The 11,701-nt window shown below is 39.4% G+C and carries 11 protein-coding genes; 6 read left to right on the top strand and 5 right to left on the bottom strand.

Annotation, left to right across the window (positions count from 1 at the left end):
- Window positions 1-715 precede the first annotated feature (715 nt).
- The 4 genes from ACOVQQ_RS06565 to ACOVQQ_RS06550 all read left to right on the top strand — a co-directional run bounded on the left by ACOVQQ_RS06565 (window position 716) and on the right by ACOVQQ_RS06550 (window position 4,594).
- Window positions 716-2,242, top strand: a complete 1,527-nt coding sequence (locus ACOVQQ_RS06565; RefSeq protein ID WP_421817489.1) for an ATP-dependent nuclease — start codon at window positions 716-718, stop codon at window positions 2,240-2,242.
- A gap of 163 nt (window positions 2,243-2,405) precedes the next feature.
- The gene (locus ACOVQQ_RS06560; protein WP_421817488.1) at window positions 2,406-3,548 is read left to right on the top strand and encodes a DUF3800 domain-containing protein; all 1,143 of its coding nucleotides are present in this window, start codon (window positions 2,406-2,408) and stop codon (window positions 3,546-3,548) included.
- A gap of 477 nt (window positions 3,549-4,025) precedes the next feature.
- Window positions 4,026-4,253, top strand: a complete 228-nt coding sequence (locus ACOVQQ_RS06555; RefSeq protein WP_421817487.1) for a DUF433 domain-containing protein — start codon at window positions 4,026-4,028, stop codon at window positions 4,251-4,253.
- Complete coding sequence (locus ACOVQQ_RS06550; protein ID WP_421817486.1) at window positions 4,250-4,594, top strand: DUF5615 family PIN-like protein; 345 nt, start codon at window positions 4,250-4,252, stop codon at window positions 4,592-4,594. Before ACOVQQ_RS06555 ends, ACOVQQ_RS06550 begins: the two co-directional genes overlap by 4 nt.
- 292 nt (window positions 4,595-4,886) lie before the next feature.
- Here ACOVQQ_RS06550 and ACOVQQ_RS06545 read toward each other — a convergent pair whose 3' ends face one another.
- Together ACOVQQ_RS06545 and panB are read right to left on the bottom strand one after the other, a co-directional pair.
- Window positions 4,887-5,573 carry an RluA family pseudouridine synthase gene (locus ACOVQQ_RS06545; RefSeq protein ID WP_421817485.1) on the bottom strand — a complete coding sequence of 229 codons (687 nt, stop codon included), beginning with the start codon at window positions 5,571-5,573 and terminating at the stop codon, window positions 4,887-4,889.
- A complete protein-coding gene (gene panB / locus ACOVQQ_RS06540) occupies window positions 5,573-6,391 on the bottom strand; it encodes a 3-methyl-2-oxobutanoate hydroxymethyltransferase (protein ID WP_094485631.1) in 819 nt (272 codons plus the stop codon). The genes ACOVQQ_RS06545 and panB overlap by 1 nt, the downstream gene beginning before the upstream one ends.
- A gap of 95 nt (window positions 6,392-6,486) precedes the next feature.
- Between panB and ACOVQQ_RS06535 the strand changes: the two genes are divergently transcribed.
- The gene (locus tag ACOVQQ_RS06535; RefSeq protein WP_421817484.1) at window positions 6,487-6,930 is read left to right on the top strand and encodes a hypothetical protein; all 444 of its coding nucleotides are present in this window, start codon (window positions 6,487-6,489) and stop codon (window positions 6,928-6,930) included.
- Window positions 6,931-6,933: 3 nt separating this feature from the next.
- Here ACOVQQ_RS06535 and ACOVQQ_RS06530 read toward each other — a convergent pair whose 3' ends face one another.
- The 3 genes from ACOVQQ_RS06530 to ACOVQQ_RS06520 are packed head-to-tail and all read right to left on the bottom strand — an operon-like array spanning window position 6,934 to window position 10,151.
- Window positions 6,934-8,358 carry an L-serine ammonia-lyase gene (locus tag ACOVQQ_RS06530; protein ID WP_421817483.1) on the bottom strand — a complete coding sequence of 475 codons (1,425 nt, stop codon included), beginning with the start codon at window positions 8,356-8,358 and terminating at the stop codon, window positions 6,934-6,936.
- Window positions 8,359-8,367: 9 nt separating this feature from the next.
- Window positions 8,368-9,639: an adenylosuccinate synthase gene (locus tag ACOVQQ_RS06525; protein ID WP_421817482.1), complete on the bottom strand. Its 1,272-nt coding sequence runs from the start codon at window positions 9,637-9,639 to the stop codon at window positions 8,368-8,370.
- The gene (locus tag ACOVQQ_RS06520; RefSeq protein ID WP_094485635.1) at window positions 9,639-10,151 is read right to left on the bottom strand and encodes a Fur family transcriptional regulator; all 513 of its coding nucleotides are present in this window, start codon (window positions 10,149-10,151) and stop codon (window positions 9,639-9,641) included. Before ACOVQQ_RS06520 ends, ACOVQQ_RS06525 begins: the two co-directional genes overlap by 1 nt.
- Window positions 10,152-10,315: 164 nt before the next feature.
- On the opposite strand from ACOVQQ_RS06520, the gene ACOVQQ_RS06515 reads away from it, so the two are divergent.
- Window positions 10,316-11,701, top strand: a 1,386-nt coding sequence (locus ACOVQQ_RS06515) for a DUF4139 domain-containing protein (RefSeq protein ID WP_421817481.1), incomplete at its 3' end; no start/stop codon positions are given.

The following is an 11,701-nucleotide window of genomic DNA, read 5'->3' as shown; positions in this document are numbered from 1 at the left end:
GTATTGCGCAAAAATTCTTTGAGGTTCAGTGTTTTCCGTGCGCTTAAAAAGCTGGGTACATGAGCTCGTCGAAGGAAAAACATTGTGTACATCGTGAAAAACTTTGTGAAACATGGTGCTCCATTTTAGCTGTTAGCTGTAAGCTTCTTTTGCTTCGTTCTATTTTTTAGCTATCTCCGGCTGTCCGCTATAGTCCGCAAAAAATACGGCACGTTCAGTCGGCAGGTGTTGGGCTTCTTGGGTCGCCCACACGTACCGCTTCACGTTGCCGTATTTTTCTTACGGGCTGCCGCTCCCATCCGGGCTAGGGCATACGTTACTAACGTTTGGTGGAAAAATACCTATAAGTAGGTAGGTGATGGAGTGGGGAATTTGATATTTTCGTAAGCGACATACAATTAAGAATGTTGCTTGTATCGAGTTGCATTTTTTGAAATTTTACAAAGAGAACGGGTTTATCATTGAATGTAATAAAGTTTGTTAACAATTTCGGTAAACTAAATTTTTAGGATGTACATATTGAACAGAGAAATACAAGTTTAAACTTTTCCAAGAAACAAAACTATAATTGACGATTGCAACTACCTCCGAAATTTGTTCAAGCTAGTATTTACGTTATCTTACGTGAAAAAAAAGCAAAGTTAAGGATGGAGAACTTTCGTATATTTGGGAGTTAGCAGTAAGCGTTGAATACTTTAATCTTAAAAAACAAATTATGAAAATATCAAAAGTTTCAATTACCACTTTTAGACACTTAAGTAATCTCAACTTTGATTTTGGAAGTACATTAACAGTTATTGCAGGTGGAAATGGTACTGGAAAAACCTCAATCTTAGGTTTAATCGGGCATATTTTTAAATTTGGCAATACGTCTCATAATTTATTTAACGGTAGGTTTGAAACAAAATATTCATCTGTATTTCGTTTTTCAAGTCAACATGATACTGGGAATTCTTATCACTATAAAATTACATTTACCGACAATTCAGAAAAGGAAGCGCAATTTAGAGAAACAAACGAAAATGGAAGAATCAGACATAGAATTGATGTTGGAGGAAGAAAAAGGCATGGAGGTAAAATACTTAAACCTGTTATTTTCTTAAGCTTAAAAAGACTTATACCATTAGCTCAAGAAAATGAAAGAAACATTAGGTTAGGTATGCAAACGTTAACTCCAGAATTAGCTACAGAATATAATGAGCTATATAACGAGATATTTTCTGCAAATGAAATTATCAGTCCAGTACATACAATCTCAAATAACAAAAACTCATTTTCCCCAACTACAAGTAATTTTGACGCACATGGAATTTCTGCTGGACAAGATAATATTGGACAAATAATATTAGCCTTACTTTCTTTCAAGCAACTAAAACAGAATGACCCAAATTATGAGGACGGCCTTTTATTAATTGATGAACTTGATGCTACACTTTATCCCGCAGCTCAAAAAAACTTATTAAAAGTGATGCTCAGAATTGGTCGAGAATTAGATGTTCAAATTGTTTTTACAACGCACTCGTCAGATTTATTAAATTTCTTGTCTTCACGAACTGGTTCTCAATTCAAGCATCATACAAATTTTGTTAGTCTAACAAATTCTTTGGGTTCAGTAACTGCGACACAAGGTTTTCGTGAGTTAACGATTTTGTTAGCTGACTTAAATCATGAAGCTTTAAGGGAAATTAAACCTAAAAAAATAAACTTCTATTTCGAAGATTATGAAGCATGTTGTTTCTTTAAGGGCATAGTAGAAGGAGTTGACTTCGGCTGTGAGAATTCATATAAAAATTTAAGTATAAGTTGCGGAACGTACAAAACTCTTATTGATAAAGGTTTTGAAGAGTTTTTCAGAAGCGTAGTTGTTCTTGATGGAGATTTTAAATCAAGTTTTAGTCAGACACAAACAAATAACGTAGTTTTTTTACCCGGAACTGTTAGGCCAGAAAATATTGTTAAAGATTTTCTAGCAAGTCTTCCAGAAGATGATGCGTTTTGGGACAACACTTTCAGATATACAAAACGTGTTTTTCTTGATAATATAAATGGTGTAGCAGATAACCGCGACGCGATGAAAAGATGGTTCAATTCCCAAATTGAATTTTGGGGAGTTGATGCATCTTCATTATTCAAGAGATGGAAAGAGTTAAATCCAGTCGACGCACAAGAAGTAATAACCCGAACAACTGAAATTATAACCCGAATAGTTGATAATTTTTATGATTTAGCAACGCAAAATTAAACGCCTACTGCTAACAGCGGTTTTGTGCTATAGCTCGTACATCTTTCTTGGAAAATACTCTGAACATCACAATTTCTTATTACATTAATCCTTAACTTGCTACTACGGGGAAAATCCATTAAACGTAATTTTTATTTATTCAATATCCTAGTAAGAATTAACAATGAATAAAGCATTTATCTTTATTGACGAGTTTGGAAATTCCCATTTGAATCTATCAAAAAATGGTACTTTCTCACATTTCATATATACTTCAGTTATTGTTGACGAAAGTTTTATCGAAAAAGCTAGGCAAGTAAGAAGTGAAATTTGTCAAAGATTTCGGCTTGGACCTGACATTAAATCAAATAATATTAAAGTTAAGGACTTCGATAAGCGGTTACAAATTTTAGAATATCTAATTGATAATTTAGATTTTCATATTGATGTATTAGTTGTCGATAAATCGCGAATAGGTAGCTTAGGGTTACATGATAAGAGAACCTTTTATAAGTACTTTCAAAAAACTTTTGTTCGCAAATACAATGACCGCTTTGACCGCTTTTCTATTTTCGCGGATGCAGTTGGAACAGATTTCCGAAGTGAACTTCAAAATTTCGTAGTTACAAACGGAATAGACAGAGACCTATTTAATCCAGATCGTGCGTTTGAGCTGACAGATGATAAAACTGGCGAAAAATTAGTTCAGTTAGCTGATTTTGTTTCGGGATGTCTTGGCAAAATTTTCTGCATAAGTCATTCTTCTCCGAGAGCAAAAGAAATTTATGAAAGAATTCATCAACGACTATCGGTTGATTATTTTCCTTATGAAACTTCACAGAATTATTATTTAAACACTTCTAACACAGAATTTGATAGCGTTATCCGGGAAATGAATTTCCATTCTGTACACAAATATTTAGATAAAGAAAATCACAATAAGCAAGAACATTTCCGACTATTGGAATATCTACAGCTGCAAAATCAAATTGATTCATTGAGACTAGTTCCAACCTCTGAAATCTTAGCTTATTTACAAAAATTCTATCCAAACTATTCAATAGAAAAACTACGTCTCTTAGTTAGAGATTTACGATATGATGGACTTTTAATAATTAGTCATTCAGGAAAACCTGGATATAAACTTGCATCATCTTATCAAGATATTTATCAAAACTTTAATCATTTTTTGAAATATGTAATTCCAATGCTCCAAAAAGTTCAGGCGATGAATAAAAGCTTATCCTCTAATTCAATGAATAAGATAAATCCAATTGAAAAGGATAAAAATATGCTACAACTAAAAGAACTATTAAACGCACTATAAACAGCAAACAACACGGGTAGCTGTTGCACAACCTCTTTTAAAAAGTAAAAAACATAAATCTAAACAGAAAAGACCTCTTTACAAGCGATTTTAGTGCGGCTTATTTTTTAGTTCAAGTTGTAATTGGCAAATTTTAGAGGGGTTAGAAAACCTCTTTGTAAGCGATAAAAATTGGTTTTTAGACTTGTTTGTACTTTTCCTTTTATCGCAGCAATAACTTTGGCTTGAGATATGGGTTTGTACAAATAATACGCTTTAGTTGTTGGTTATGTAATAAGTGTAGCGGTTTGTAGCACTAGTAGTCTATATCGTTACATGGGTGTTCTGTCCTAACGAAAAAAACTTCGTCCAACAGAAAAAACAATTCGCAACTTTTATTGTTGTGTGAGTTCCAGGAATGTTACCCAAGAATGGGGCTAAACATGATTTGTCGACAATCGAATCCAATTTTGTACTTTTATAAAAATATAATTGGTCATGAGAGATTATAAGGAAATAATTACCATCGAGGCAGGTAAGCGTGGAGGACGACCAACCATTCGTGGGATGAGAATAAGCGTAAATGATATTCTTAACTGGCTCGCTTCTGGCATGACGATTCCCGAAATCCTGGCAGATTTTGATGAGCTTACACAAGAAGATATATACGCAGCGTTAAGTTATGCCGCTGATAGAGAAAACAAAATCTATCAAGTTGCTGTATGAAATTGCTTTTCAACCAGAATATTTCGCATCGAATTCTAAATCTTTTATCAGAAAACTTTTCTGGTTCGACTTGTGTAAAAAACGAAAAACTAATTGACAGTTCCGATAAGACAATCTGGGAATTTGCAAAAGAGTCGGATTACACTATTGTCACACAAGATTCTGATTTCAACGACTTTAATTCTCTTTATGGATTTCCGCCGAAAGTCATTTGGATCAGAACGGGAAACCTCCGAACGGATCAACTCGCCAATATTTTAGAGTCGAATTATAATGAAATAATAAATTTTAGAGACAATCCAAATTATGGTTGTTTTGAGATTTTAGCGGTGAGAAAGTAGCACTCGCGCTCCGCAATTCTGTCTACTTAGAAATTATTTTAAAAAACACACCAACTTTAAACCAACTTCAAAAAGATAAACCATCGCCCATAACGCAAATCTAATTGTACGTATTTTAAACACGTATTTCCGGGTGAGCGACAGCAGCGGCATCCTTTGCGGCGTTATGGTATTTCCACCAGGCGTTTGCCGCAAAGATATAGCGAATGGCGCGACGGCGGTTCGGTGATCCGTTTGCGAAGCGCTATGATTGCACCGCCGGCACCCCCAAAAAATCATGAATTTAATGTAGTTATCCCTCGAAAATATCTCCAGCGGGATAGGGTGCGCGAATTTTCACTTCGGTTTTAGCAACCGGATGCACAAATGTGAGCTCGCGCGCGTGTAAACTAATGCCGCCGTTTGGGTTGGAACGCTTGGCACCGTATTTTAAATCGCCTTTAATGACCATGCCGCAAGCCGCCAACTGCGCCCGAATTTGATGATGCCTGCCCGTTTCTAAGTGTATTTCCAACAAACTATAATGGGTAAATGCGCGAAGCAATTTGTAATGCAAAACGGCTTTTTTGCTGTTAGTAACCTCTTTTTCAAAGGCTTTGCTGGTATTGTTTTTTTCGTTACGAACCAAAAAATGCGTTAACGTAGCGGCTTCCTGCTGTGGCTTTCCTTCGATTAAACAATGGTAAACTTTCTCCGTTTCTCGGCTGCTAAAAAGGGCATTCATCCGAGCTAAAGCCTTCGAAGTACGGGCAAAAACAACCACGCCCGAGGTAGGTCGGTCTAATCGGTGCACCACGCCCGCAAACACAGCTCCAGGTTTCTGATATTTAGCAGCAATGTAGTTTTTTACGGCATCTAACAAGGTTTCGTCGCCGGTTTTATCGCCCTGAACCAAGTCGCCACAACGTTTGTTAACCGCAACTAAATGATTGTCTTCGAACAAAACCTGCAAGTTCGAACCGTCTGCAGCCGTTTTCATTAATACTGTTCTCCGGCGTTTGGAAAATCAACCGACTTCACATCCGAGACGTACTGCGAGATTGCAGCCGTCATTTGATCATATAGATTGAGGTAGCGACGCAAAAAACGAGGTGAAAACTCATTATTCATGCCCAACATATCGTGAATGACCAATACTTGTCCATCGACATCGCTTCCGGCACCAATACCAATTACAGGAATGCTAATGCTTTCTGCTACGCGTTTGGCGAGCTCTGCTGGGATTTTCTCGCATACTAATGCAAAACAACCCAACTTTTCGAGCATGATGGCATCCTCAATGAGTTTTTCGGCTTCGGCGTTTTCTTTAGCACGAACGTTGTACGTTCCGAATTTATAGATGGATTGTGGTGTAAGTCCTAAATGTCCCATGACGGGAATTCCGGCATTAAGTATTTTCTTGATTGAATCTTTTATTTCGCTTCCGCCTTCGAGCTTTACGGCGTGTCCGCCACTTTCTTTCATGATGCGAATGGCCGAACGCAAAGCTTCTTTCGAATCCGATTGGTAGCTTCCAAAGGGTAAATCTACAACTACTAAGGCGCGATTGATGGCACGTACTACCGACGAGGCGTGGTAAATCATTTGATCGAGTGTAATCGGTAGCGTGGTTTCATGACCTGCCATAACGTTACTGGCCGAATCGCCTACCAAAATGACGTCGATCCCCGCTGAATCTACGATTTTGGCCATGGTATAATCGTAGGCAGTGAGCATGGATATTTTTTCGCCCTGACTTTTCATTTCAATCAGCGAACGGGTGGTAATTCGTTTGTAGTCTTTTTTAGCAACCGACATAGCACAAAATTTAAGTCGCAAAGTTAGCTAATTCGCGATACTGTAGTCATCAAATTTCACGCTATTAAGATATATTTGCCGAAAGTACTACTACTATGAAAAAGTTGTTTTTGTTTACTGCTTTGTTTGCGAGTTCGGCTTCGTTTGCGCAAGATTCGGCTAGTCCGGAGAAAATTGTCGAATGGTTTTTTTCGGGTTTGAATCAGAAAATGCCAGCCATTATGCGTCCGTTATTGTTGAATGATTCCGTTAACTTTGATACGTTGATGTACATTGATGGGGAACCTAAAGTTGTTTCGAGAGGTGCAACTGATTTTTTGAATGAGTTTTCGAATATTCCTCAAAGTATCAAGTTAGAAGAGCGTATTTCGAATGTTATTGTCCGCAACTACGGCCAAATTGCCGACGTTCACATGGATTATGAGTTTTATGTAAACGATACGTTGCAGCACAGCGGTCGAAATTACTTTTTCCTCGTTGCTGTTGACGGTCAATGGAAAATTGCCCATACGTACGATACGCGAAAGTCTGCGAAATAAGAATTAGCAGTCGGCAATGTTTACGGCCACTGCTAAACCACCTTCAGAAGTTTCTTTGTATTTGGAATTCATGTCTTTGGCCGTTTGCCACATGGTATTGATGACCTTATCCAAAGGAACTTTTGCATTTTTAGCATCGGTTTCTAGTGCGAGTTCTGCGGCGTTAATCGCTTTTATTGCGCCCATGGTATTTCGCTCGATGCACGGAATTTGGACTAAACCGCCTATCGGATCGCAGGTTAATCCCAAATGATGCTCCATAGCAATTTCTGCTGCCATGAGTACTTGCTCGGGTGATCCGCCCATTAATTCGCATAATGCAGCTGCGGCCATAGCCGATGATACACCAATTTCTGCTTGGCAGCCACCCATTGCGGCCGAAATCGTTGCGCCTTTCTTGAAAATACTACCAACTTCGCCGGCAACCATCAAGAATTTCTTTACTTCATCGTCGCCTGCTTGGTGGTTTTCGATAACCATATAGTACATTAATACGGCAGGAATCACGCCCGCCGAGCCATTTGTAGGAGCGGTAACCACACGACCTAAGGCCGCATTAACTTCGTTGACAGCCAAAGCAAAGCAAGACACCCACTTTAAAATTTGGCGAAATTTAACTTCGGTTTTACGAATGGTTTGCAGCCATTCTTGTGGGTTATTGTATTGTCCGTTGCCCATTAAATTCTGATGCATATCGAACGCGCGTCGCTTTACATTTAAACCGCCGGGTAAAATTCCGTCGGTATGGCAGCCAATATACATACATTCGAGCATGGTATTCCAAATTCGGAGCAACTCGCTGTGCACCAGTGCTTCCGGGCGCATAGAAATCTCATTTGCATACACTACCTCCGATATTTTTAGTTGATTCTCGCTGCAATAATGCAATAATTCAACTGCGGTATCAATCGGGTAGGGGAATGCACAAGTAAAATCGGTGCTGTTTTCGTTGTTTTGCTCTTCTTTCACAACAAACCCGCCACCAATCGAATAAAAAGTTGATGCATAAGCTTCGCCGCTTTCTTTAAATGCGGTGAATGTGAGGCCGTTTGCATGAAAGGGTAGGAAGTTCTTATGAAATACGATATCTGTAAGAAATGAAAATCCGATTGTCTTCTCATTTCCCAGTTGCAAAGTCTGGCTGTTTTGGATGTCTGCAATGATACTTCCGATGTTTTCAACAGGAATGTACTCTGGGTCTTGGCCGCTCAATCCGAGCATAACTGCTAAATCAGTTGCATGTCCTTTACCGGTTAGAGAAAGTGAGCCGTATAAATCGACCTTCACGGCGAAGGTTTCTGCGAAGAATCCATTTGCGCGAATTTCACTTAAAAACTTTTCGGCAGCACGCCAAGGCCCAAGTGTGTGCGAGCTTGAAGGCCCGACACCAACTTTGAGCATATCGAAAACAGAAATGCACTTATCCATGACGCAAAGTTAGCGCGAAATCGTTTGCGTACGGTCGGGTCCTACCGAAATAATTTTAATCGGAACGCCAACTTCAGCTTCGATAAATGAAACGTAGTCTTTTAATTCGGTTGGTAAATCGCTGTATTCGGTAAGTCCAGTAAGGTCGGCATGCCATCCTTTGAAACTTTTGTAAACCGGACTCACGTTTTCTTCTTCGATGTTGTAGGGTAGGTGGTCGATGATTTCGCCGCGATAATTGTAAGCTGTACACACTTTAAGCTCTTCAAAACCAGAAAGTACGTCGCCTTTCATCATCATGAGTTGGGTAACGCCATTTATTTGAACGGCGTATTTTAGAGCAACGAGATCGAGCCAGCCGCAACGACGTTTACGTCCGGTAACCGAACCGAATTCGTTGCCAATTCGCGCCATAGTTTCGCCCACTTCGTCGAAGAGTTCTGTGGGAAAAGGTCCGCTGCCTACACGTGTGGTATAGGCTTTGAAAATTCCGTAAACGTCTTTGATTTTATTTGGAGCGATTCCCAATCCGGTACAAGCGCCGGCAGCCGTTGTATTCGAAGAAGTTACAAACGGATACGTACCGAAGTCAACGTCGAGTAAACTTCCTTGAGCACCTTCGGCTAAAATCGATTTGCCGTCTTTAAGCGCTTGAAAAAGATAGGCTTCGCTGTCGATGAATTGTAGTTTTTTTAATGTTTCGATGGCTTCGAAAAATTCGTTTTCCATTTCAGCCAAGTTGTACTGAATGGAAACGTCGTAGAATTTAATAATTGCCTCGTGTTTATCGGCGAGATTTCGGTAACGTTCTTTAAAATCGTCGAGTTCTAAATCGCCGATTCGCAAGCCATTACGTCCGGTTTTATCCATATACGTTGGTCCGATGCCTTTGAGTGTCGAACCAATTTTTGCCTTGCCTTTTGAGGCTTCGGATGCCGCATCTAGCAAGCGATGTGTCGGTAAAATCAGATGTGCTTTGCGCGAAATGATCAGTTTGTTGTAAATGTCAATTTTGAATTGTTCCAAACCTTCGAGTTCTTTTACAAAAACCACGGGATCGATAACAACACCGTTTCCGATGATGTTGACCGCGTTTTTGTGGAAAATTCCGCTTGGGATGGTTCGTAATACGTGCTTGATTCCGTCGAATTCGAGCGTGTGTCCGGCGTTTGGTCCGCCTTGGAATCGAGCAATAATATCATACTTTTGGGTGAGCACGTCGACAATTTTTCCTTTGCCTTCGTCGCCCCATTGCAAGCCTAACAGTAAATCTACAGACATTAGTTGATTGGGTTATATTCAGTTGTGTTGGGAAGATTCTCTTCCGTAGTTGTTGCGTTTTGAGATTTACGAGTACCGTAAAAATAGAGGGAATGATTGGAAATTTCCACGTCGAAAATCTCTTCAATCGTTTTTTTGATGGTTTGAATGCGCGGATCGCAAAATTCGATTACTTCGCCGGTATCGGTCATGATGATATGATCGTGTTGTTTGTCGAAGTACGATTTTTCAAAATACGCCTGCGATTGTCCGAATTGATGTTTGCGCACCAAGCCACAGTCGAGCAATAATTCGATGGTGTTGTAAAGCGTAGCGCGACTTACGCGGTAGTTTTTGTTTTTCATTTTGACATACAAATTCTCGATGTCAAAATGCTCCTGACTGTCGTAAATCTCTTGTAGAATAGCATAGCGCTCGGGAGTTTTCCGGTGCGCGTTTTTCTCGAGATATTTTGTAAAAACGTTTTTTACAATCTCCTGATTCTTGCTGTTGTCTTCGCTTATGAGTGTCATAGTGGCAAAGATAGTAAAATTGAATTTTAGATTAAAGTGTCGTGTTTCTCTCTGTTTAGTCAAAAAACCACAAGAATTTCGCATTTAGTTTTCTTTGTTTTGATGACAAAAAATAACGACGAGGGTGATGGTATTTTTTCTACCTTGCGTTAAAACTTTTGTCTATGAGACTTTCTTTAAACTGTATTCTTCTGTTTGCCCTGCTCTCAATTCACACTGTATTTAGTCAAGATGAGCCGCCAAAAATTAATTCTGAAATTAAATCGGTGAAGGTTTTTACCTCGGGCGCTCAGGTAACACGTACCGCACAAATACATCTTATTGCTGGAAAAAATGCAGTGGTACTGACGGGATTGAGTCCGCAGATCAAAGAAAATAGTGTGCAAGTTACTACTCCGGATTTTGCAAGTGTAACTTCGGTTAAAGTACAGCTAGACGTTTTGTCTTCGAAGAAAGTGCGCGATGAGGTTAAAGCTTTGGAAGATCGATTGGAGCGTTTGCGAAAACAGCGTAACGACCAACAGGATCTATTGAAAGTGTATAAGAATGAGGAGTCGATTTTATTGAAGAATCAAGCCGTTGCTGGCGAAAATGCGGGTTTGAAAATGCTCGATTTGAAAGCGGTTGTCGATTATCAAAAAGCGCAATACACGGAGAATTTGCGCAATCAGAGTTTGACAAATGCCGCAATTAAATCGAGCGATAGTTTGTATTCCCTTGTGAACCAACAGCTAAATGAAGTTCGCGGTTCGGCGAATAAACAAATCGGTGAATTATTGGTAAGTATACAATCAGATCGCGGTGGAAAAGCGCAAATTACGTTTACCTATTTTGTAGACGACGCAGGTTGGGCGCCGGTTTACGATTTGAAAGTAACCGACATCAGCGCGCCCGTAGATTTGGCTACGAAAGCCGAAGTTTATCAAAATACAAATGAAGACTGGAAAAACGTACAATTATCCTTGAGTAGTGGAAATCCGACAGAAAACGCCATAGCGCCAACTTTACGACCTTGGTATGTTGCTAAAGTTCGAGAGACTATCACATTAAGAGGATCGGCATCAATGCGCAAGACTTTTACGGATTCGAGCGATACAAACTTAATTACTTCACTACAAGGTCAAGTTGCCGGCTTAGAGATTAGTTCTGCGGCACCTGGAGCTGCAAAAAATATGCGTAGAAAAGTTAGCCTAGCTGAATTGACATCTCAAACCACTACCGTTACTTTCGATGTTAAAGAACCGTTTACTGTTTTAGCCGATGGCAATATGTACACGGCTAATTTGAGTCAGCAGGAAATTCCGGCAAGCTATCGGTATTTTAGTGTTCCGAAGTTGGATAAGGCGGCGTATTTAAATGCGGAAATTAGAGATTGGCAGAATTACAATTTACTTCCAGGAGCCGTAAATCTGTATTTTGAAGGCACGTACTTAGGTCAGTCGTTTTTGAATGTAGAACAAGCATCAGATACTTTGTCGGTTTCGTTAGGTCGTGATAAGGCGATTGTTATCGATCGTGTGAAGCGACAAGATTTTACCAAAAAGCAGTTC

The organism is Flavobacterium sp., assembly GCF_049240005.1.
Lineage (GTDB): Bacteria > Bacteroidota > Bacteroidia > Flavobacteriales > Flavobacteriaceae > Flavobacterium.
Note: the sequence above shows the minus strand (reverse complement) of the source record. Positions and strands in the feature narration are given on the sequence as shown.